This window comes from Coleofasciculus sp. A1-SPW-01, from assembly GCF_040217205.1.
Classification (GTDB): domain Bacteria; phylum Cyanobacteriota; class Cyanobacteriia; order Cyanobacteriales; family Coleofasciculaceae; genus Coleofasciculus; species Coleofasciculus chthonoplastes_A.
Genome location: NZ_JAVJNP010000172.1, coordinates 1 through 21,174, shown reverse-complemented (window position 1 = coordinate 21,174; position 21,174 = coordinate 1). Strand labels below are relative to the sequence as shown.

General features: G+C 48.5%; 23 protein-coding genes. 5 read left to right on the top strand and 18 right to left on the bottom strand.

Features of this window, described 5'->3' with window-relative positions:
- Positions 1 to 44: 44 nt before the first annotated feature.
- Positions 45 to 551, bottom strand: a complete 507-nt coding sequence (locus RH949_RS25550) for a GNAT family N-acetyltransferase (RefSeq protein ID WP_446357083.1) — start codon at positions 549 to 551, stop codon at positions 45 to 47.
- 71 nt (positions 552 to 622) lie between these two features.
- Positions 623 to 1,171, bottom strand: a complete 549-nt coding sequence (locus RH949_RS25545; protein ID WP_446357081.1) for a type II toxin-antitoxin system TacA family antitoxin — start codon at positions 1,169 to 1,171, stop codon at positions 623 to 625.
- Positions 1,172 to 1,406: 235 nt separating this feature from the next.
- On the opposite strand from RH949_RS25545, the gene RH949_RS25540 reads away from it, so the two are divergent.
- Complete coding sequence (locus RH949_RS25540) at positions 1,407 to 1,706, top strand: CHAT domain-containing protein (protein ID WP_044208340.1); 300 nt, start codon at positions 1,407 to 1,409, stop codon at positions 1,704 to 1,706.
- On the opposite strand, the gene RH949_RS25535 is transcribed toward RH949_RS25540, so the two are convergent.
- The 15 genes from RH949_RS25535 to RH949_RS25465 form a co-directional block, all read right to left on the bottom strand.
- Positions 1,681 to 3,333 (bottom strand): ATP-binding protein, encoded by a 1,653-nt coding sequence (locus RH949_RS25535; protein WP_446357079.1) that lies wholly within the window; start codon positions 3,331 to 3,333, stop codon positions 1,681 to 1,683. The genes RH949_RS25540 and RH949_RS25535 overlap by 26 nt on opposite strands.
- A 2-nt stretch (positions 3,334 to 3,335) precedes the next feature.
- On the bottom strand, positions 3,336 to 4,970 hold the full coding sequence (locus RH949_RS25530) for a hypothetical protein (RefSeq protein ID WP_446357077.1): 1,635 nt from the start codon (positions 4,968 to 4,970) through the stop codon (positions 3,336 to 3,338).
- A 63-nt stretch (positions 4,971 to 5,033) separates the two neighbouring features.
- Complete coding sequence (locus RH949_RS25525) at positions 5,034 to 5,402, bottom strand: hypothetical protein (protein WP_446357075.1); 369 nt, start codon at positions 5,400 to 5,402, stop codon at positions 5,034 to 5,036.
- A 120-nt stretch (positions 5,403 to 5,522) separates the two neighbouring features.
- Positions 5,523 to 7,427: a type IV secretory system conjugative DNA transfer family protein gene (locus tag RH949_RS25520; protein ID WP_006102370.1), complete on the bottom strand. Its 1,905-nt coding sequence runs from the start codon at positions 7,425 to 7,427 to the stop codon at positions 5,523 to 5,525.
- 192 nt (positions 7,428 to 7,619) lie between these two features.
- The gene (locus RH949_RS25515) at positions 7,620 to 8,168 is read right to left on the bottom strand and encodes a hypothetical protein (RefSeq protein ID WP_446357072.1); all 549 of its coding nucleotides are present in this window, start codon (positions 8,166 to 8,168) and stop codon (positions 7,620 to 7,622) included.
- 19 nt (positions 8,169 to 8,187) lie between these two features.
- Positions 8,188 to 10,074, bottom strand: a complete 1,887-nt coding sequence (locus tag RH949_RS25510) for a hypothetical protein (RefSeq protein WP_446357070.1) — start codon at positions 10,072 to 10,074, stop codon at positions 8,188 to 8,190.
- 5 nt (positions 10,075 to 10,079) lie between these two features.
- The gene (locus RH949_RS25505) at positions 10,080 to 10,805 is read right to left on the bottom strand and encodes a hypothetical protein (protein ID WP_006102545.1); all 726 of its coding nucleotides are present in this window, start codon (positions 10,803 to 10,805) and stop codon (positions 10,080 to 10,082) included.
- Between the two features lie 6 nt (positions 10,806 to 10,811).
- On the bottom strand, positions 10,812 to 12,494 hold the full coding sequence (locus RH949_RS25500; RefSeq protein ID WP_446357068.1) for a TrbI/VirB10 family protein: 1,683 nt from the start codon (positions 12,492 to 12,494) through the stop codon (positions 10,812 to 10,814).
- Positions 12,494 to 13,270, bottom strand: a complete 777-nt coding sequence (locus RH949_RS25495; RefSeq protein ID WP_006102406.1) for a hypothetical protein — start codon at positions 13,268 to 13,270, stop codon at positions 12,494 to 12,496. The genes RH949_RS25500 and RH949_RS25495 overlap by 1 nt, the downstream gene beginning before the upstream one ends.
- Positions 13,271 to 13,282: 12 nt before the next feature.
- Positions 13,283 to 13,621 (bottom strand): hypothetical protein, encoded by a 339-nt coding sequence (locus RH949_RS25490; protein ID WP_446357066.1) that lies wholly within the window; start codon positions 13,619 to 13,621, stop codon positions 13,283 to 13,285.
- Complete coding sequence (locus tag RH949_RS25485) at positions 13,612 to 14,079, bottom strand: hypothetical protein (protein WP_446357064.1); 468 nt, start codon at positions 14,077 to 14,079, stop codon at positions 13,612 to 13,614. The genes RH949_RS25490 and RH949_RS25485 overlap by 10 nt, the downstream gene beginning before the upstream one ends.
- A gap of 13 nt (positions 14,080 to 14,092) precedes the next feature.
- Positions 14,093 to 14,806 carry a hypothetical protein gene (locus tag RH949_RS25480; RefSeq protein ID WP_006102454.1) on the bottom strand — a complete coding sequence of 238 codons (714 nt, stop codon included), beginning with the start codon at positions 14,804 to 14,806 and terminating at the stop codon, positions 14,093 to 14,095.
- 23 nt (positions 14,807 to 14,829) lie between these two features.
- Positions 14,830 to 17,619 (bottom strand): hypothetical protein, encoded by a 2,790-nt coding sequence (locus RH949_RS25475; protein ID WP_006102494.1) that lies wholly within the window; start codon positions 17,617 to 17,619, stop codon positions 14,830 to 14,832.
- A 14-nt stretch (positions 17,620 to 17,633) separates the two neighbouring features.
- The gene (locus tag RH949_RS25470; protein WP_006102480.1) at positions 17,634 to 17,954 is read right to left on the bottom strand and encodes a hypothetical protein; all 321 of its coding nucleotides are present in this window, start codon (positions 17,952 to 17,954) and stop codon (positions 17,634 to 17,636) included.
- Between the two features lie 5 nt (positions 17,955 to 17,959).
- Positions 17,960 to 18,499, bottom strand: a complete 540-nt coding sequence (locus RH949_RS25465; protein WP_006102376.1) for a hypothetical protein — start codon at positions 18,497 to 18,499, stop codon at positions 17,960 to 17,962.
- A 230-nt stretch (positions 18,500 to 18,729) separates the two neighbouring features.
- Between RH949_RS25465 and RH949_RS25460 the strand changes: the two genes are divergently transcribed.
- The 4 genes from RH949_RS25460 to RH949_RS25445 all read left to right on the top strand — a co-directional run bounded on the left by RH949_RS25460 (position 18,730) and on the right by RH949_RS25445 (position 20,541).
- A complete protein-coding gene (locus tag RH949_RS25460; protein ID WP_006102453.1) occupies positions 18,730 to 18,978 on the top strand; it encodes a hypothetical protein in 249 nt (82 codons plus the stop codon).
- Between the two features lie 52 nt (positions 18,979 to 19,030).
- Entirely contained in the window at positions 19,031 to 19,594 is a 564-nt protein-coding gene (locus tag RH949_RS25455; protein WP_044208333.1) for a hypothetical protein, read from the top strand.
- Positions 19,595 to 19,722: 128 nt separating this feature from the next.
- Entirely contained in the window at positions 19,723 to 20,109 is a 387-nt protein-coding gene (locus RH949_RS25450) for a single-stranded DNA-binding protein (protein WP_006102473.1), read from the top strand.
- Positions 20,110 to 20,199: 90 nt separating this feature from the next.
- Entirely contained in the window at positions 20,200 to 20,541 is a 342-nt protein-coding gene (locus RH949_RS25445; RefSeq protein WP_052307506.1) for a single-stranded DNA-binding protein, read from the top strand.
- 62 nt (positions 20,542 to 20,603) lie between these two features.
- On the opposite strand, the gene RH949_RS25440 is transcribed toward RH949_RS25445, so the two are convergent.
- A partial coding sequence (locus RH949_RS25440) for an RNA-guided endonuclease InsQ/TnpB family protein (protein ID WP_446357059.1) occupies positions 20,604 to 21,174 on the bottom strand: 571 nt, incomplete at its 5' end.

Below are 21,174 nucleotides of genomic sequence, written 5' to 3'. Positions count from 1 at the left end.
TATTGCAGGATTGCAATTATGGGCAATGGGCGAAGGTTCCTTCACTACGAACCCAAAGCCTTTGATACTGTTTTCAAAGGAATAAATAATGAAAGCGAATTACTTTGTAACGCGATAAAACCATATCTCAAATAAAACCCCTTAGCCTCCTCATTCAGTGCATCAACCACAACCGCAAAAATACCCACATCCTGAGAAAGGCGAATCGCACGACGCAAGCACTCCATCAGCAAAGCTTCTCCCAACTTCCTACCCTGCATAGAGGAATCAACTGCCAGTTTTCCCATCCGCATCGCTGGAACCGGATAACGAGGCAATCCTTTCCCATAACTTTTCGGCATCAACTCCCGTTGAATTTCTGACATACTCACCGAATAATAACCCGCAACATTCGGTTCTCCCTCTTCGGGAATGGCTACGAAGGTTTTAGCGATACCCTTTTGATGATTTTGTTTAGCATATTTTTTAAGATAGTCATTTAATTCCGGAACGCCGCAGTCAAAGTTATCCCGGTTTACCGAGTTATCTATCGGTTTAAATATCCATGTCACCTCAAGACGATTCCTGTTTACAAAACAATAGATGCTACACCATTTCTGTCATACAGTTACCCATTCCCCGATTAATTTTGATGCCTTTTAAACGCCTCTTTTAAAACCCTATTGGGTTCAGGTGGATTTTTCAAAGCAGAGGCAAAGATATCCCAGTCTTGTTCATCTAAAACCATGGGTTCTGGAGTCACTAATTCCTGAGTCGCTGCATCCAGAACAAGTTCAAGTAAATATTCACTCAGAGTTAAACACCGTTTAGCCGCCGCCTTTTCCAGAGTTTTCTTGTGTTGAGGTTCCAGAATCAGCCTGATATAGGTTTCTGGGGTATCAGGGGATTGGTTTCCCTTTGCCAATGACTGTCCCATCATTCCTACCTCTGACACCGATTGTGTTAGAGAACTGTTCTGTGTAAACAGGTTGGGCGAACTATCATCGTGATACCCTGAACCCAAAGATTGAGACGGTGTAAATGCTCTCGTCTCCTCAATGTCCTCAATCGCTAGATACTGATTAAGTTCCTGTTGTTCACTCGGCGTCAGTTCACCTGCTTGGCTACGAACCAGAAGCGTTTGCAGACGCTCCTTGTTTTCTTCAGGGACTTCAATCGTCAGTTTTGGCACGGTATAACCTTTGAGTATCGATTCTTACTGTTATTGTATAACTTATGGGCAGCCGCCCTTAGTGTTGTTCGATTAGTGTTGTTCGAGGGGAGACTCCGGCGGATGTAAGGCAAGTGTAGCAGCGGTTTCAACTGTCCAGTGAACCGTTAAGTTGACTTCAATAGCCAGAAGGTTGGATGGTTCTTTAAAAAAGATTACAAGTTAAACCTTGTCTCTTGTCAGGGAAGATGTGGTGATGAAACTGCCCGTCTGTGGGATTTATCAGCTGCGATCGCAACCCAAACATCATAGATGGCTGCAAGCAAGTGCCAAAGCCACAGAAGTCGCCATTCTCAACAGTCTAGGTCAACTCTACAACGTTAATGATGCATCAACTGCTGAACTAATGAGCCAATTTTATCAAAAATATCTCCAAGAAAATCTGCCTCCAGCCGAAGCCTTGCGACAGGCACAATTAGCCATGTGGCAAAGTAATGTTGATTGGCAAAACCCTTATTATTGGGCAGCCTTTACCCTTCAGGGAGAATGGCATTAACATCTGTTCCTGAAGAAAAAACACTCGAATCCCCCTCTACATTCCCCCACAACGTCATCGGCGGTGGCGCATACGCTGAATCATCCACAGACGCCGCCGAAGTCGCCATCCGTTTTGCCGCATTCCGCATCCGCAGCAGGCGATCCGTATCCGCCATATACAGCGGAGTAATCTCTTCCCGCGCCGCCATCAGCTCATCCAACCCCAAAACAATTTCCCTCGCCCCAGCATGGAACTGCCGCTTAGCTGCCTTCTCCACCATCCCCGCCAACTCAGCCCCCGTACAATTAACCGTGCGAGACAGCAGAATCCGCCATTCCTTCATCGTCAACACCGAGCCATGGCGATAGCGGCGGTCAAATCGTGCTAAATGTAAGTGTAAAATATCCTTACGCTCACCCGCTTGGGGGAAATCCACATAGAAAATCTCATCAAACCGCCCCAAGCGTGTTAACTCCGGCGGCAAAGCATCCAACCGATTCAGCGTAGCAATCACAAATGTCTGAGAAACCTTATTCTGTAACCACGTCAGCAGAAATCCCAGCACCTGGCGCTGCTTCACATCAGCCGGAACACCGGGATCAGGAAACAGCTTATCAAACTCATCCAAATAAACCACAGCCGGTGCCGATGCCTCCACCCGGTCAATTAACCGCCGCAAATAAGACGCACCGCCCGCCGCGATCGCACCCGTATCCACGCTAATCAGGGGAAACTCCAGAATCCTAGCACAGAACTGGCAAACCAACGTCTTCCCCGTCCCCGGAGGACCCACCAGCAACCACCCCTTGGGCAAAGGAATCCCCAACCGCCTAGCCGCCTGAGTGTAATCCCGCTTCACCCCATCAATAGCGTCCCGAATCCGATCCATCCCACCAAAATCCGACACATCGGGTGAGGGTGTAAACGCCAAATCAAACTGCTTCAAGCGCTCCACCTTAAAATCCAGCAGTAAACCCACCCCCTTTGAAGCCAAAGAACCACCACTTTTCGCTACAGCCAAGCGCAAACTCATTTTAATCTCCTCAATAGACAGCCCACCGGCTCGTTGCGCTAATGTAGGAACGATCTCTAAATCGACTCCCGATTCAATCTGAGGTAAAAACTGGCGCAGCATCGCCTCTCTCTCCTGATAATCCGGCAAAGGATACCAAACCTCCGGAATCAGGCTCCTAATCACCTCTGGCAGCTCCACGTTCTGCAACCCCAGTAAAATCAGATATATCGAACCCCCCGACCGATCCGAAGCAATATTAATCAGCCGAGACACCACTCGCCCCGCCACCATCCGAGATGGCACATCATCGGCTTCCTGATCCAAAAACGGATGCAAATCTTCTAAAATATAGACTCCCGACCCAGGCTGGTGAGACAAAAACTCCAGCACATCCAGTGGCTGCGATCGCTCCACACCGCACACATCCGAATTCCCCTGACGGGAAACAGACGGCGACAACTCCTGAAAACGCCCCGCTCCCAAATTCCACAAATAACAAGGTAACCCAAACGCGATCGCTAACTCCCGCTCAATCGCCCGAATCACATTCACCCGCTCAATTAACGACGCTTGTAGCGAAACAACATGACAACCCGACTCAATCGCCACAGTAACTTCAGCTAAACTCATAATCAATCCATCTCCAACTGCATCTTCCGACTTGGCTTCCCGACAGACACCCCCGACTCAGGTTGAGTCTGTACAACCAGCGCCTTCAAAACCTGCTCAAAATGCACCAAATCCTTCTCATCCATGCGGCTGCGTAACTCCCCCCCAGCCTTAGCCAGCAACGCTCCGCGCCCATCCTTAGCATCGATGCGTACTCGACCATCAGCCGTAGCCCGCCACTTATAGGAAAACTTGCCATCAATCCGCACATTCCCGCCCTGAGTCGCGGCATAATCACTCAAAGCCTGGGTAATCCGATTCACCCGTGCCAAATAATCAGCTTCATGGCTTGCCATTGACCGAAACCCGCCCTCAGGCTGCCGAGACGCTGCCACAGAAGCCTCCAACTGTTGCACCTGTGCCAAATCCGCCTCAGCTAATGGTGGCAACCTCTGATCCACCCTAACCCCCAAAACTGTTGCATCAAATTCCATCAGGGGATTATTCTGTTGATCAGCAAGCCTGTACCTTAACCCCTGCTTAGATAGACGATAGGAAGCCCCCTCATAAATCTGCCCTGAACGCAACTGGATCTGATGAGCAAACCGCTTCAGCGTAGATGCGGCTCGATACTGCTGCCAATAACCGCGCACCTTAGCCATTGAGGATTGCACCGTCACCGATAGCGTTTGCCACCAACGAGTCTTATCTCTGTGACGTTTGCCCAAGCGTTCCCGCACCAATTCCTGTACCTCAGAAATCGACGAATCACGAGACAACGGCGGCGGCTGCATCTGGGAGGTCAACCCCTGCATCAGAGACTTAACCGAAGCCTCCGGCAATCGCTCAACAGACTCCATCACCGCATCCAAACCCTTCTTTGTCGGTTGCCGATTTATCCTCCCTACCGACTCCCCAGAACGATGAGGTACACTTGGATGAATCTCTCCAGGTTCCTTTCGAGTTCTCTCAACTCCTTGATTGGGACTAACCGAAAAGAACCCTTCAAACAGTTCCGGTTGTGCCTCCTTCGTTGATTGCGGCTGATTGTCCTCCCGGCTCACGCGATCGCGCTTAAGTTGCTCCAATACCAACGGTACCATCAGTTCCGCTAAAACTTCTAACTGCGCGTTGCGTTCCTGGCGATTGAGGTGTTTCCCAGTCAAATCCTCCAAAGTTTGAGAATCTCCAGACTCCCTCTCTTGGTTCAATTCAGGCGACATTAAACCATCTGCCATCCCTGACATCCCAGCTTTCGGTTCAACACCTGCCTCCATTTCCTGAACCTTTTCTGGCGTAAACGTAGTTGCCCGCCCCTGTGAATCAACGTGAAGAATTGGCTGACCATTGATTTGAAACGTCAACCCTTCCTGCTTCTCAACACCTTCACCCCTAGACCAGGAACGAATTCCCTCAAATTGCTGAATATGCTCAGGCTTCAAATCATTGACAAAATTCCCCTTTTTATCTTTACCATAAAGCAGAACCTTCTTGCCATTTTCATCCGTCTGAACAATTTGCACATTCGCTGACTCATCCTCTAAATCTCGCTCCAACTCCGGCAAATTCATGTCCAAAAACGTCTTTAACCAAGCTTCGACAAGTTGCTGATAACGTTCCTGGAAAGATGCCGCGTTACCTGGAGACACTGAAAACATAAAACCTCCTGTATAAATTAACGCTTTTCCCAGACTTTCTCCTCGATAGAAAACGGTTTACTTTTACCGCTCATCTGACCTCTCAAACAGAGCCGCAACACTCACCAATGACAGGCGATTAATCACTATCTCCCCACCCCCCTGAAAGAGAACTAACTCCCCATCAAAATACCAAGCAGTAAACTCAGAAACATGGTCGAATGACACCTCAACTGAATACCCATAATCACCCACTCGACCAGCCAGTAAACCCTGTTGGTCAAATACCTCAACCACTAGGGGAGAATAATCCATGGGCAACGGGGAACAAGGATAAGCTTCAAGGACTCGCGCTCTCCACTGGGGATAGCGCAGCAAAACCTCTATGGATTCAATCGATAATCCTTTAAGCAATTGTTCAATCACACCCCTATGACTCTCAAAATTAGACATTATTCAAACCTAGACCACCAATCCAGTAATCGGACTATCTACTGAAATTGCCTCAAACGGGTCAAATTCAGCTAGTAAATCTTCCTTCTTTTTACGTCTTGTGACCCCTAAACCTCCACTTTAAAATGCTTCTGGGACAAGTGAAGAACTAAACCCTGTAGAATTCGTCTCTGTGTCAACAGAACCCTCATAAGCCTCCAGATTAACTTGGGGTAGGGGAAATAATTTCTCAGCCAAAGCGCGACGTTCCTCAAACTGCTCTCGACGCTCGTCATCGGAAATCAAACAATGATTGCGCTCAATTAACCGCCGTTTAATCACATCCCATTTCCCCTCCGACCATTTCTGCTGAGCAATATCTGCTGGCGGCACCTTAATCGACTGCAATACAGGAACGTAAGCTTCTTGACCCCGTTGATAACCCGGATTCACCACAACCGCCCGACCCGTTCCTAACTTCAGAAATTCGGACGGTTCCAATAAATACCGCTTTTGATGGTGGTCAGTCAAACTGCGAGAACGTCCACCTTTGCCTGCACTGCGCGTCAGGCTTTTCGACCGAAACTGAATTTCTTGTTCACCCAAATAGTCAGCAAATAACTTAGCTGATTCCCCATCCTGGGGATTAAACAAAAACTTAGTCGCCGTTCCCCCAAAAATTGCCCGTGCTAGCTCTCGACCATACCCCTTCTCCAACTGAGACAAATTCTGATAGCCTAATATGCCACAAAATCCGTCCTCCCTATTTTCATTTAACCAATTAACTAATTGTGGTAAATATAGAGTTGGTAGTTCATCTAACACTGTTACCAACGGGTCTTGACGAGGTACAGTGCGGGAAACATTCCGCACCACAACCATGTGCAAAATCGCCGCTAGCAGGGGTCCAACAATATCCCGATTATTCCGGTCTAGTCCAAAAACAATCAACTGCTTCCCATCTAAATCCAAAGGTAGCGTCGTCTTGCCACAAAACGCCCCCACAAAGTCTTTCTTCAGGAAACGCTGAAAGATTCGCTGTGCCGTACCCAAAATGCCCGCCACTGTCTTTTCCGAATCCTTAACACTGATAAGCTGAGAAAGGGGTCGGCTCGTCCAAACCTTCAACGTTCCATTTTTCGATGCCAACTCCAGGCGCTGTGGCAACTGGTCGAGACTCAAAATTGCCTGTGCCATCATCAAGTCACAGTATTGAGGAGAGCGTAGCCGTCCCACTGCCTTAGTCAGCATCAAAACGCCTGCTACCAGCGTATCACCCGCTTCGGAGAAAAAGCGATCGCCATTATCCGCTCCCCCCCTATCGAAGTTCCGATTAATCACCTCCGCCAACTGACCCGCCGCTACAGCGTCTTCTTCATCCCGTAAAAAGTCTAGAGGATTGCAACTCTCACTTTCAGCAAACCCCGGTGCAAACACCCGCACATTGTAACCCCGCTTGAGCGCATACGCCACCGCTCGCAGAGTCTGCGCCGGATACTTAAAATCATAAAGACACACTGGAAATCCTTGATCAAACGCCGAACGCACCAACGGATCAATCACTGAGTAGGTTTTTCCCGTCCCCGCACCTCCACACACGGAAATACCCCGCTGTGCATCCGGCACATACAGCGTCGGCGACGCGCTAAACAATCCCCGAAGTGCTTTTTCCCAGCGCCGAGTTGGACGAACTCGCCCCCTTTGAACCCACTCTTGTTCCAAATGAGAGCGGATAAATGCAGGCGTTCCAATAAAGAGTGCCACACTGTTCCGCGCCACATTTTTGATCTGCTTTTTCGCTTTTTTTGCCGCTTTTCCTTTCTCTTGAGAACCCCCCCAATAGGCTGTTGCCACCTTACCCTTTTTAACACCCCAAATATGAGCAGCCACTAAAAGTGCTGTACAACCGAAAAGCACTGCCCCCAAGGGGGAAACAAACTTGTCTTCTAATTGTTCCAATCCCAATTGCAACGACGGCGGTATTTCCTGACTAACTCCAGCAATTTGATACTGAACGACTGGCTTTTTCAATTCTTTTTGAAACATAAGCTTATGGTAAGTAGGTGGACATAATTAACGTAAACGGTGAAGAAGTGGCTTTCGTCGAGGAGCAACGTTATTTGTCATTCTTTCTTTGTAAGAGTTGTAGTCTTTTTCACAAAACTTAATCAGCGTGCCGTTTTTTTGTCCGACTAATTAGTTGTGCAAAAAACCGTTTTTGTCCCCAAACATTAGCCCCTAATTAGAATTATATCGGCTTTGTCGCTGCCGATTAACTGGCACAAAAGACCCTTGAGAAAAACAAAAGCGATTCGAGACGACAGCCTTTTTCTCCACCTGAGAAACGACTAAACAAGGAAATTCCCCGCCATAAGCTAACTTTTCGACAGCAAACAACGGGTAATCTTCCAGTAAAGAGCGCTTCAGATACAAACTCAATACCCGCTTACCGTCTGCTGTATACACTACATACAAACAGCCTTGTCTGCCACAACTATTTGGATTATTCAGGTCAAAAATGAAAAGCTTATTTTCACTTTTAACCGTTTGCACCAACATACTCTTGCGCTCCAACTTAGCTCCCGCCTGGGAATAATTCTCTTCAATCACCCGCTCTAACAAATGCTCAGATACAATCGGATCAGCGGGAACAAATCCTTCATTAGCTGACGTAGAGCCTGAAAAAGCTATCCAAATTAGCCCGATACTCACTAAACAGCCCACCCCCAATACAGCTAGCTTTTTGGGTAAAGCTAATAACTGCCAACGTTCAAAACCTTTTTTCATCACTCATTACTTTCTCAAATCAAGGACAACCCATTGAAGCAACAACCCGTTGATAATTCCTGGCAACTTGAGAGCCGTAGGATTGAACCGAATACTCTTGGTGAATATCTGTAGCGGGGGAATCAATTGGCACAGCAACCCCGCCAAAATGCATCTGAGCTATCCGTTCCAGTAAGCGATTGTCGGTAAAATCATCTCCGGTTTTCGGGTCTATTTCTTGAGATGCCACATCAATCAAGTGGCGGGCATCTGCCTCAAACAAATCCTGCTGATCAACGGGTGAAAAATAATACAAAAGCTGCTCTCGGCTCACCGATTCCCCTTGATCAAGTCTGGCTAAAAACTGCTTTCCACCAGACTTTGCCAAGATTTTGGAGCGCACATCATCCCGGTAACTCATAAACTGCATCGCTCCCAAACCACGTCCACAGTAACCCTGGCTGTCACAGGTGAAAACACCAACCGTGTCATAATCCCCCTCAATCTGCGATAGCGATACAGCGAAGGCATCCAGCACTACACCTTGATATCGATTCGAGCAAGAAAGTGTCGGTGGCAAAAATGAACTCAAGCTTTCCGAAGCTACAAACGACTTTCCAATACGACGTTTCGCAGACGCAGATGTACTCGGTTTTGAATTAGGCTGAAACTCACTCGATGAAATAGCTTGCATTTCTGAAATAGCCACCTGAGTTGGTGTTGAAACCACTGAAGGATCTCCTGCCTCTAACTGCCCCAAAAAAATCGAATCCATTTCCTGGTAGGTCATAAAATGCAGAGGTCCAATAAAATACGGAGTACAGCCCAAATCAGGAATTCCGCGCTGGCACATTCTAAAAAACATGGCGCTAGTTGCTGTCCCTGTGGTTTCATCCATATCCCACAACACAACCTTAAAGGCATCGCCAAATAGGTGTCTACCCACAGGTTCTTTCCCACCATTAACCGCTGCTAAAACACCAAAACCGCCTCGGGTTTCCTGATATTTACCGCTGACCCACTGACGCCCTAAAATACTCTCAGTACCAGACAGTTCGACATGAGCGCAGCCTGCTTCACAAGACACCTCAAACCCTTCAATAGTACTGCCCGATATAGTACGTTGGCGCTGTTGTTCTGCGGCTCCAAAAACCACATCCACAATACCCACCCCATTCCCAACGGCGGCTGGGGGATTGGGAAAGTCACTGAATGGCACCTGGCTCAAACCGGGAATGTCTCCAATTAGAGTCCTCTGCCAATCTTTAAACCGCTCAATGGGTGTAATATCGAGATTGGGAATGTCTCTCAATGCATATCCATCAAGGGGCAGATCGGCAAAAGCCAGCTCACCTAAATGTGGCGCTCTCTCCAGAAATTCCCCAATGGTTTGATGCACATTAACCCGACCAACGGCTTGTTCAATTAAATCCTGTACGGGTAGGACTTCCCGAATCGGAAATTCTGCCAAAGATTCAATCCCATCAACCAAACTTTGCAGAGTCTGGAACGGCATTAGACCCAAGGATGCCAAACTCACCGAATCCAAATCCAATCCCACAATTTGACTGATAATATCCAGGTCAAAATTCTCCAGGCTGAACGAATCTTGAAAATCCCCTAGCGCCAAATACTCTTCAGGTTTCTGCCCCTTTGTCCAAGAGCGAGAAGGATCGTACCCTAACTGAGAGATAATATCAGATGAGGCGTAATAACTTCCCGAACTCGCAATCGGCGGCAGGCGATCAAAGGAAATGCTCTGCCAAGAAGGAACCCGTGATCCCCCGAACTCAACCGTCGGCACACTGCTACTGACTGCCATCGTTGGGGACGATTGCGCTACAATTAACAGTCCAGACAATACCAACGACAGAGCCATACCCGTCACGAAAAAGTACAGCCAAACCCATAAATTACGCGATCGCATTCTCATCATTGTTCCCCCTGCAACTCAACAGACGGCTTCCCCCCATCAGAAAAACCCAAATCCTCACCTCTACCCAACTGCTCCAGGCGTTCTACCAACTCCAGAGAAATTCCTGCCTTTTGCCGAGCGTCTTCTAACCGATAAGCAGCCAACAAACTTAAAAACTGCACAATTCGCCGATCTAAAAGACTCCCTGACTCCAACCAATTTTGGCGAATTGCCTCCTGACGCCCCCGCTCTAGAGCCGAAACATCGACCAATCGCCCTGGCACACCGGGCGGAACCACCTCAACCGTGTGATAATCTGGAGGACTCGAAGCCCGAACCACACGAAACACACTCAACCGCCGCTCAAAGGAAGCTGAACGAGTAATCACGGTTAACTGAGCGCTTGTTGCTGACGGTAAGCCAGGAATAGAAAGCGGCTCAATGCGGCGCAAATGCAAAACCCTTGCAGAAGAGGCTTCACACTTCGACTCACCCAACCCCGCCAAACAGCCATCCACATCCAGCACCACCCAAGACGGGTTATCTAGCCAGACTTTTTCAATCACTTCCCCAGTTCTAATAAAACTGATATTGATCCCATACCCCGGTGCAAGCCTTATTTCTGATACCGAACTCTCATTAACCCTCATCTGGCGAACTCCTGTAGAGGCTAAACTCAGACTGGGTACGCCCAAAACCGACACCGAAACAATCCCCGATAGTAGAAGATTTCTAAGTTTCATAACTTCTCACAACGTAAACGACTGATTGACAAAAACCTGCACTCCCGCTCCCGCTTCCACATACCAGAGGGTTTCCATCTCATCCAGCCGAGCGATCGCACTCTGATTACGCTCCATAATTTGCTCTAGAATGGGTGTGGCTCCCCCTTCCAAGACAGCTGCCCAAATATTAGGTTCTGATGTCTGCGATGTGGTTGTGGTGGACGAGATGCCATTAGTAATCGATGTCGAGGTTTGCGATTCAGGGCGGTTGATCACTTCCCCAACCTGGGTGAGAGCGCCCAGTAATGCGGTGGAAACATCCATTGAGGCAATCTCATCCCCATGGTCAAACCAGTCCTGAGCCACCAGCGGTTCCCCTCCAGAGCCGCGCACCACCAAAGCACCGTCCGGCAAGGCATAGTCCCAATCGCCTTTAACCACAGACAAAGCATTGGCTTTCACCAAGCCGTTCTCCGCGACGTTCGCAATCTCAAACACAACCTGGGTTCCTGCTGGGAGGACTTCCACCCCCAATCTATCCAGAAGGGGTTGGTTCAGCGTGACCACAAAACGTCCTTCCGTATTACCTTCTCCTGACCAGATAACCGGAGTCATCAGTTCTCCTGATGCCATTGTCCCCACCGTTGCTCGCCGAATAGGTCTACCTTGCAAAATTCTGGATTCGGCTTCTGCCAACACTCCCTCAGTAGAGGGCGGTAAGGTTTCCACCGCCTCGGCTATGACAACAGACTCCTGGGGCAAAACCGGATCAGCCGATGGCATCGATACCCGTCTCATCTGCCCTTCTTGAGACAGTTGTACCCCCTGTGCCTCACCGTTTTCAGCCTGCACTTGACCGTAACTGCCCAACTGTGCCAAAGTAGTCCAGCGTTCCATAGGATCAGTCGGCTTAGGGCTTGGGGTCACCTCAGGTTGCACCTGAGAACGAGGACTCGACGGGGCTGTCGCCATCGTTGGAGTAGTCACCTGAGACAGAGCGGATGACCGCCTGGGCTGAGGACGAGGAGCAGTCGCTCTCGCTACCCTTCGCCGGGGCGCTGGCGCTGGTGGTGGTGTTCGACGAACGGGCGCTCTCTGAGGAGTCTGTGCCTTACTCTCTGGGTCTTGTTCCGTTTCCCCAGGTTGAACCCCATCCCGCTCATCCTGAGAACGCTGCTGGCGTGCTTCATCAATTTTCTCTAACTCTTCCGCCTGCTGCGACAGAGCCAGTTCGGTTTTAAGCTTACCATTAGGATTGCCTTGTTCATCCGCCATCACTTTAGGAGTGGGCGACGGTTCCGGCTTTGAAGCCGTCTGGGGTGAAGGTTGTATTCCATCCATAATCGGACTCAAAACCAACCCAGCACAAACGAAGACTACCAGTAATCCTGACCCAACCAATGCTCCTTTAGACCAACCCTTTTGAGACATGGGTTGGGGTTCGGGTTGGGTCTCATCAAACAGCTCCTCAACCGACAAGATGGGGCTATCGGGTTCTAGATTATTCCCATTCTCAGGTTGAGTCGATAGTTCCGGTGATACAGCCGCCGGATTGGATGGATCTTCTTCCTCAAAACCAATCAGTTTCGCTAATGATTCTTCGCTCCAATCATCGACTTTATGGGGAAACTGATCAACAGAATTGTTTTGGGGATTCTCGACCTCACTATTACCATTGTCGGGTATTTCTTGAAACTGAACCATCATCAAAGCTCCTGTTGCTGTAAATCTCGAATAGCATAAATTTCCAGTCCACTTGTCCGGATGGCTTGAACAATTTGGGCTACGCCTTGAAGATGAGATGCATACTGAGGAGGGGTTACGGCTCGAACAAATACATCCTTATTAAAGGCAATGGTTTCACCCAAAACATTGGTATTATCTACAACAATTAAGTTCGCCACAATTGGCACTCGCCACTTTCCCGACTCAATTTTCACCGGATTACCAATATCAATGGGGACAAAAATCACTTGCGTATCCCCTTGAAAAACACCAGCTGGTGTCAGACGAGCCACCTCCGTAAGAAACTCTTTGCGAAAGTCTTCACTCAACGCAAATGCTGCTTGATAGGCAGGTGTTGTCACCTTGCCATGACGCCCCTCAGGGGAACGGATTTTCACGCCCTTATCTTTTATCTCCTGACCCCCTTCTGCCGGAGATGGCACTGTCCCTTCCCACGTCATTAACATTGCCAAGGTAGCGCGAACAAATTCCTGAATCACTTCTGGCGTTCGCTCAAGAGAACCTAGGGGGGCAACATGAATAGAGGAGCCATCTGCCATTTGGACTAAGGTGGGTGCAGGTTTATGGCTGAGATTTTTATAGGTTAAATACTGCAAAAAATCCACACCAAACCCTAAAACATGGAGTCCAATGGCGGACAACGTAATAATACCCAAAAGGTCACTAGACGAAAACCGTGCTTCCTGGGGTGAACTGAGAAAGCGCAGTCGATAATTATTGCGTTCCCTTGCTTTCATTGTCTGCTTAATTTATCGGATTAATGTTTTCTGAACGTTATAGGGGAGCAACCGTCCTAAACCAAACGTAGCCAGGGTTGAAAGACTATTGAAAACTGCCATTCCTCCTCCGGCGGCTAATGCCAGGGATAAAAGGGGAGAAATTAGCCCAGTGGCAAAGGCAAAAATCATCGGGTCACTATCCCCAGCATTCAGAACCATAACGGCAACTAAGCCGTTGATAATGTTGAAAGAAAGCTTGACCATTCCCACGGAAAAAAAGCCAGTTAGCCAAGCAAAAATTGCTTTATTGCCAACGGGTAAAAGTGACCCGCCCACCGCTAACGGACCTAATAACCCCGTTAGCAACATGCATCCTCAGCCCCAATTTCCTGAACGATCTGCCGATATGCTTCCTCTAAGCGAACGGAACTAGAGGTAGATTGCAAAACCGTTTGATTCGCTTGGTTAATAATACCGCGCACCTGCAACGTACAGGTGGCTAAAAGTCCCCCATCATTTGCCAGTAGCACCACAACAACTAGGGGCCAGATAATCTCTGAAAAGGATGATCCGGTTCCATCCTCCAACAGAGTCTTCGCCCACTGCACTGCCCAAATCAGCAGCGTTCCTATTGCAAACAGTACCCCTAAATTAGCGATCGCGGCATACAAACCGCCACTATTGCCCAGCACATCCTGCCAAAGCTGATCCATTGCAGCGGCAATCGACTCAGCGGCCAAGGCTCCATCGGAGGTGATTTTGGCGGCACTTTCACCGGAATTGGGATTAATCGAGGCAACAATGAACGGAATTAAAACAACCATCATCAACTCTGGACGCTTAGAATAAACCGGCTTGAGAGGTGATTCTCAAATTGCTAAACCCGACACCCACCCGGTCAGCATTCTCAAGTTGGGTTTGACCGTCGAGTGTGCGTGAGATATTAGTAAGCTGGGTATTCGTTTGTGCCTGTTGCTCGTTACTTTTGAGTAGGTTCGACTGCACACTGCCCATCACTTTTGCCGTTTGAGCATTCTGAATTGCAATCTGTTTCATCACATTTTGGGTCACTACCTCGGTTTGAGCCAGATCACTGGCTTGTTGCACCGCATCAACCGCCTGCTGGGTCTGCTCATAAACAGCTTTTTGCTGCTGCTGACCCTCCTGACTCAAAATGCCAGCAGCCGAGGCTCGAGTGGTCTGACGGTCGATCTCATTCGCCGCGCGATCGCCCGCATAAATTGCACCTTCAGAAGCCGCCGCCGCTTCTTCAGCCGCTTGGCGGGTTTGACTCGGATCGGGCAACCCCAGCACGCCAGCCGCATCACCAACAATCCCATCAAATTCCGACCCTAACGCCTCCGTCAATGCCTCTGCCTTATCTTGTAAAATACCATTGGCATAGTTCTCAATTTCGGCAATTTGCTGGTTGAGCCAATCAAGCAATCCAGACAGGGGATTAGAATCTACCGTTGCGGCTAAAGCCGGGGGAGAACTCATTGCCGATAAAACCAATGCAACGGCTAACGTTGCAGCATAACGTCCCTTGTTCATAACGGTTCCTCCTTTGTTACTATTCAAGAAGCGCGAATTGAGGCGATCAACTCGCGAGAAAACTGATTAAGTCCGACAAACTTATTGCCATGGCGCTTCATCGCTGCACTTCGCATTGCTTGTTCGTCGGGATTATTCGCCACGGCTGCCAAAAGCACGTAACCGGGATAGTATCGGGCGGCGGTGTAGGTTCCCCTGTCATCCACCAGCCACTGAGAGTACATTCCCTCTTTTTTCGGGAAAAAGCTCTCCGAAGCATTCCGGGCAATAACCTCCTTGGGATACTTGAGAATCTCGACAAAACTATCCACCGCTGTCGGTTGAATCCGCCCCACCAAGCGCGTGGTCATATTCTGAAAAATCTTGGCACCCCCTGGAGAAGCCGCTATAGTATTTGGGTCTTGCCCAGAAAGAATTACCCGGACGCCTGCCTTAGCCCCATTCGCACACAGTCGTGCGACTAAATTTGAAATCGCGTCATATTCAAACAGGATGGGACTCTCATCAATGAAGAAAATTGAAGCTGGAGATGCCAACGCCCGTCGCAACGCCGCCGAATACGCCGAAAGCGAAAGAATGGCAGCATCATCGTCATTGGAGAGATTCGCCAGTGCAAACACCAGTAACTGTGCGTCGGTGCGGAACGTAGACGGACGGCTAATCGCTTTGCCCACGCGACTTTCCATCCAAGACGAAAGCCGCAGCTTAATTTGCTCCATCGCCGTTCGGATCTCACCGCTGTTTCCATCCAACTCCAGCCGCTCATAAGAGCAAAAGGGTACAAAGTCGCGCAGGGTGGGCATATTCTGCCACTCTTGGCTACCAAAACCAGCCCGATAACTCATCCCATAGCGATCGCGAATCAGTTCGTCTTTAAAGAAGCCATCAATCGCTAACGTCAGGATGGATCGCACAGTGGACGAAAACGCCTTTTCCCTAGCACTCTCCCCAGCTTTTGCACCAACCACCATCACCATCAGTGCTGACACCAAAAAATCCTTATAATCTTCAAAGCGATCATTCTGGTCTTTTGGTGAGAGCTGGGAAAGGTCGGGCAGCTCAAACAAATTAATCGCCTCTGAACGAACGTTGAAATAGCTGCCGCCGACAAAGTGAGTATAATCCGTAAACGTACTCGTTCCATCCGGTTTGGGATAGTCCATAACCACCACCGGAAGACCATGAGCCAGTGCTTGGGTAAGGATGCCCGAAGCCATCACGGATTTCCCGGATCGGGTTGTGCCGAATAGTGCCAGATTCTTGTGCTGTTTGAACAGATCCAGATAAATGGGTGTCCCGCCTTCATCAGCAACCAACTCTAACCCCCACTCATCAATCGTGCGCGTCTTGACCAACGGCATCAATCCTGGCACCTCGGAGGTGAGATAAACTTGCCTTCTGTTAAACGGTTTCGCCAGGAGCTTCTCCCAATTAATGGGAAACGTTTGCACCCAGACACGCCACGGATACTCTTGTTCCCTAGACACCCACGCGGGTCGTAAAAACAGAGACTCCAGAAAACGGCACGCTTCATCAAGGGGTCCCAATCGGGTTCGGTGTACCAGAAAGGTTACAGCGGTGTGAAAGGGTACTGCCCCTTCGTACAATGCTTCTTGGGCTTCAACGCCTTTTTTGATATTCAGATGTGCCTTAACGTCAATGGAATTCTTATCTGCCGCCAATACCGTTGCCGTATTAGCCTGTTTAGTCAGGCGCTGCATATTGGTTTTGACCAGAGCCTCATTCGCTCGCGTTAGCTGACAAAAAACCTCGGTATCCCAAACGCGGTCTTTTGCGATCACCTCCCAAAGATACCGCAACTGTGCCTCTTTATCGCGCCAGCCTGCGGGCTTATCCACAAAGGTCAAAACTCCGACATACTTGCCATTCGCTTTAACCCAGCGCCGTTGAGCAACTGGAATGGGTCCTTCAACCAAAAGCGTCAGGGGTGATAGCTCCGAATGCACCTCCTCTCGTAACCCACGTTCACCCAGTACCACTACTTGCGGCACTTTGATGGGCGGTGTACTATTGAAGCGCTGCCAAAGAATTTCCCACAGTTCCTCATCCGTCAGCGCCCGAATCTGCAAACCAATTTTATTCGCTAGTAACTGTTCCCACTGCTGAAAGCCATAGGCATAAGCGGAAGTAAACAGCCGCTCCATCCGCAGAAACTGTACCTTATCCAGTTCACCTGTAAAGCGCCGCCAATACCGCTCTAATTTCGCCAAAACCTTTTCAATCGTATCATGACTCCCGGTGGTATCTGGCTCAACGGTATAGGTGCAATACAGTCGCAACGTCTTGGGCTTGCGTAACCCCAGCCGAGTCAGTTCCTGCACTCTAGCGCGTTCTGAGAGTGTCAGAAATTTCAACTCAACCGTTGGTGCAACAGCTATAAGCTGTTTAAGTTGTTCTTGCCTAGACACATCCGTTGTGAAGGATGATAAATGAATCGTCAGGTGTTCCGAGGGCGGAAAATCCTTTAAACCTGCTGACAAGGCATCAAAAACTGGCTCAATTTCATCCGCACGCAGAGTGGGATGGATGCCCTTACACTCAAACCCAAACTGGATAGTAAAATTGTTTTCACCTTTACGAAGAACATAAGCACCCACCTTGCGCCCATCCAGCTCAATCCGCAGCATAGTTACTAGGGAAAAAGCATCTTCAATCGGTGTTCCTTTGCGCCGAGTGCTGCCGTCGTGGATTTGACGAGCGCCTATTTTTGCCTTGCCGGAGGTGGGTCTTTTCACCTTCACCTGAGCCGCTTTTTTTGCTCTATTAGATTGTACAAGAGAGAAGAGTTGCATGAAAATCCCCCAATCTACGATCGCTTTTTGCTGTTTCTATTTCGCTGCCTATGCAGCAGTGGGCGATACAACCCATACCCGCGAACCCAGTAGGGAGTGCCAATGAACTTGGAAAGAAATCGCCAAGGTTTACTTCCGGTAAGTACCCACCAGGTTGCCATTCCCCAAGCGGCTAGCAGTCCCGTCCACAACCAACTCAAACCCAGCAGCACTTTAAAAAGATAGTATGCCCCTCCAGCAATTACTGCCCATGGAATAAACTGATCCGCTGGCAATGGTCCAATATTCGGCTTGTTGCCTAGGGACTGATTGACCTTTCGGAATGACTTTTCCATTGCCATTAACCCGTAATCAGTACAGAAACGACGTCAGCTACGGTTACGGCAATGACAATAATTAAAGGAGTACGGGCTAAACCTTGCCAGTCTTCATCTTGTCTTGCCGCGTTGATAATCCGTACTAAAGCAATCCCTACATACAACAAGAACAAACCCCGCAACACATTAAAAACCAAAGGAATAACATCCCCAGCATCAGGGAACTGACTACCTAACCAATCTTCAGCCGACTGAAAAAATTGAGCATTCGCCGGAGTTGCCATGCATTGGAGAATAAACAGCCCTCCTACAGTCAGCAAAAGGACGCTTTGCCAGCGGTAACGCCGATTGATTTGGTGCATCCACCTGAGCAGACTACTAACTTCTTTGTGCCAAACTAAATAACTTACGGCTGAGGCTCCAATTGCTGCCGCCGCCACACTGAACGTGCTAGTTGTGACCACTAAATTTGTGAGCAGCGCTCCCGATGCGCCCAACATTAACCCGGCTGTATCTTCTTTAAGAGAAGCCTTTTTGGTTCTGTTACGAATAGCTAGCGTCATATCAATGCCTCTTTTTCTCGAAACAATTGCTGATATTCTTTTAATACCAAACCGGATTCCCTTAAAAAATCAATCGCACCAAATAAGTCTCAAGATAGAGGGATAGAGTGAACAAATACCTGAGCGTTGGATGAGTCTCATAGCAAGAGTTTAGCCTGTCCAAACTTGCGTTCTCTTTCCTAAGATAGAGAGCAAAACGTGTAAACTTAATAAAACTTAATCTTAAAAACATGACCGACCGACAAACACCACCACCTCAACCCGCTAACCATTTTTTAGAACGAATTGACCGTCTAATTAACTGGGCTTTAGTCATAACGCTGTTTTTGGCAACGGTGTTAGTGATACCCACAAACGTCCGCCTGGGATTAGTCCTGCTAGTGCTTCTCGGCATCCTTTATCCTGACAACAAGCTTCCCCCAAGTCTTAAACTAGCTGCCACCGTACTCGGATTAATCCTCATCGAAGTCGTTCTTTAACCCCTATTCCACTCAAACAGAAGTCGCTATCGCTCTTTAAAACGTGACAAAAATGCCCCCGACCCTATTAAGCGGTCAAGGGGCAACTATTACGTTTAACTGCTTCACGATGAATAGTAGCGAACTAGCCTTCAAACATCTGCTCAAATCTGCCAAAATACCATCGCTGAACTTCAACTCAAAAACCCTGATCCAAACGGCAAAACAGTTCAAGATGGGTCGGCAGCGAATTGCAACTGCCACACCTTATATCGCGGCAGAATTCGGAGACCGAGCTACGGGACAATTCAACTGGGATAATATCCCTGCCTCCATCATTCTGGATCTGATATTTGCCACTGACTTTGCCATTAACTTCCGAGGTTGGCACATTGCCATCGACGTTACATCTAATCCAAACACCTTAGACGATAAACAGGCTAAATTAAATAACGTCGAAGCTAACAGCGGACTCAAACACCTCCTGGATGCCATTGGTATCGACCATTCTGTTGTTTGCTTGGTCAAAATTCCCGGCAGTCGAAAGCCTAAAATCCAACCGAATATCCAAACACTCACTCAACTCTTACGTCAGGTCATAAAAGGTTCATTGCAAGTCGGAGAACTTGCCCTCTAAAAAATTAGCTATCTTCTGACCAGTTATCAGCTCACTGGTCAGGAGAAAAAAGCGCCTATCGGCGCTAGGGAAGTGAAACAAAAAATAACCAAAGAGGTACAACCATGACTCTAGCGACAACCAGCATCATGGACTTAAACCACATCCAGTTAGTCGGTCGCGTTGGTGCTGACCCTGAGGTGCGTTACTTCGAGTCAGGCGCCACCAAATGTGCGTTGACTCTTGCCGTTGATAAGCGACAGCGTCACAGTGAAAAACCCGACTGGTTCAACCTGGAAATGTGGAGCAAAACCGCAGAAGTGGCTGCCTCCTACGTCCGTAAAGGAAAGCTGATTGGTGTTTCCGGGTCTTTGGAAATCCAACGCTGGCAAAATCCTGAAGACGGTTCTGAGCGCTCCAAACCGATTATTCGGGTTAACCGCTTAGAATTGTTGTCACCGAAACAAGATGATAACGATTCTAGCTCAACCGATAGCGATAACAACAGCGACTTAGACGACGACTGCCCAATCTAGGGGCAACAAGCGGGCATCTACCCCAGATGCTCGCTATTCAAAAGCCTATCGGCTTTTTTTTGTGAAGTCAATTAATAAGGAATTTACCTAATGAACACTGCAACTCTTGGCGCACAGGTGACCGAAGCGACTGAAATTCGCTACACCATTGACGGTGAACGGAAAGTCGCTGTATTTAAGGTTGTGTTTAAGAGCGGGTGGGGAGACAACCAGCGTCTAGAACCGTTGAAAGTGCTGGCTTGGGGCAAACAAGCTGATGTTGCCCAGCAGTTAGCCGTCTCTCAAGAGGTAATTCTCAATGGCTATCTCTCTATGAATGTCGTCGAACGAGATGGCTTTAAGGAAAAGATAGCCCAAATGACCGCTCTTGGCATCTTCACAACAGCAACGGCTACTGAAGAAATGCTAGAAGACGAACCGCAAGCTGCCTAACAGCAACCCAGATTCGGCTAGAAAGCCGGATCTTTTTTTATGAACTACGACGACTTACTTCGTTAAAGTCGTCGTTTCTGACGTTTCTTCGCCCCTAGTTGCTTCATGCTTCCGCAGTCAGTAGAGCTAGGCGACTCCACGTCTAAAGAGGCTCGTTCCAAACCCCTTGCCCAAATCTCATTAACTTGGGCAGCATTAACATCTCTATCCTCAACATGATTACAGTCAGGATTAGAGCAAACATGAACTCTATCAGCTAAAGTCTTAGGCGTTAATTCCCAACATTTAGCACACCGTTGACTTGGCTTGAGCGTTTTAGTTGGTGACTCGACATAGAACCCGCCTGCTTCAGTAGCTTTGTAGGTTAATAAATCACCGACTATGCTAAACCCAACGTCGAGAATAGACCGATTTAACCCGGCTTTCTGTCTCTTTCGCTTACCCTTCTTGGCTTTTCGAGTCATGCCCTTGACATTTAACTGCTCTCCAGCAATTAGGCTATTACCGCTAACTATCTCGCTGGTTGTTTTGTGCAGCCAGTCTTCTCGTTGTCGGGATATCTTACCCTGAAGCTCAGAAATCCGCTTTTGTTCTTTTTTCCATCGTCTCGATCCCTTAACTTTTTTGTTCCTA

What these genes read in the sequence shown, in the direction of transcription:
- RH949_RS25450 (WP_006102473.1), top strand. Translation starts at nt 19,723, where the DNA reads ATGGACTTAAACCACATCCAGTTAGTCGGTCGCGTTGGTGCTGACCCT.
- RH949_RS25485 (WP_446357064.1), bottom strand. Translation starts at nt 14,079, where the DNA reads ATGATGGTTGTTTTAATTCCGTTCATTGTTGCCTCGATTAATCCCAAT.
- RH949_RS25510 (WP_446357070.1), bottom strand. Translation starts at nt 10,074, where the DNA reads ATGCGATCGCGTAATTTATGGGTTTGGCTGTACTTTTTCGTGACGGGT.
- RH949_RS25505 (WP_006102545.1), bottom strand. Translation starts at nt 10,805, where the DNA reads ATGAAACTTAGAAATCTTCTACTATCGGGGATTGTTTCGGTGTCGGTT.
- RH949_RS25490 (WP_446357066.1), bottom strand. Translation starts at nt 13,621, where the DNA reads ATGTTGCTAACGGGGTTATTAGGTCCGTTAGCGGTGGGCGGGTCACTT.
- RH949_RS25525 (WP_446357075.1), bottom strand. Translation starts at nt 5,402, where the DNA reads ATGTCTAATTTTGAGAGTCATAGGGGTGTGATTGAACAATTGCTTAAA.
- RH949_RS25530 (WP_446357077.1), bottom strand. Translation starts at nt 4,970, where the DNA reads ATGTTTTCAGTGTCTCCAGGTAACGCGGCATCTTTCCAGGAACGTTAT.
- RH949_RS25455 (WP_044208333.1), top strand. Translation starts at nt 19,031, where the DNA reads ATGCCCCCGACCCTATTAAGCGGTCAAGGGGCAACTATTACGTTTAAC.
- RH949_RS25465 (WP_006102376.1), bottom strand. Translation starts at nt 18,499, where the DNA reads ATGACGCTAGCTATTCGTAACAGAACCAAAAAGGCTTCTCTTAAAGAA.
- RH949_RS25470 (WP_006102480.1), bottom strand. Translation starts at nt 17,954, where the DNA reads ATGGAAAAGTCATTCCGAAAGGTCAATCAGTCCCTAGGCAACAAGCCG.
- RH949_RS25475 (WP_006102494.1), bottom strand. Translation starts at nt 17,619, where the DNA reads ATGCAACTCTTCTCTCTTGTACAATCTAATAGAGCAAAAAAAGCGGCT.
- RH949_RS25495 (WP_006102406.1), bottom strand. Translation starts at nt 13,270, where the DNA reads ATGAAAGCAAGGGAACGCAATAATTATCGACTGCGCTTTCTCAGTTCA.
- RH949_RS25540 (WP_044208340.1), top strand. Translation starts at nt 1,407, where the DNA reads ATGAAACTGCCCGTCTGTGGGATTTATCAGCTGCGATCGCAACCCAAA.
- RH949_RS25520 (WP_006102370.1), bottom strand. Translation starts at nt 7,427, where the DNA reads ATGTTTCAAAAAGAATTGAAAAAGCCAGTCGTTCAGTATCAAATTGCT.
- RH949_RS25500 (WP_446357068.1), bottom strand. Translation starts at nt 12,494, where the DNA reads ATGATGGTTCAGTTTCAAGAAATACCCGACAATGGTAATAGTGAGGTC.
- RH949_RS25515 (WP_446357072.1), bottom strand. Translation starts at nt 8,168, where the DNA reads ATGAAAAAAGGTTTTGAACGTTGGCAGTTATTAGCTTTACCCAAAAAG.
- RH949_RS25460 (WP_006102453.1), top strand. Translation starts at nt 18,730, where the DNA reads ATGACCGACCGACAAACACCACCACCTCAACCCGCTAACCATTTTTTA.
- RH949_RS25445 (WP_052307506.1), top strand. Translation starts at nt 20,200, where the DNA reads ATGAACACTGCAACTCTTGGCGCACAGGTGACCGAAGCGACTGAAATT.
- RH949_RS25480 (WP_006102454.1), bottom strand. Translation starts at nt 14,806, where the DNA reads ATGAACAAGGGACGTTATGCTGCAACGTTAGCCGTTGCATTGGTTTTA.
- RH949_RS25535 (WP_446357079.1), bottom strand. Translation starts at nt 3,333, where the DNA reads ATGAGTTTAGCTGAAGTTACTGTGGCGATTGAGTCGGGTTGTCATGTT.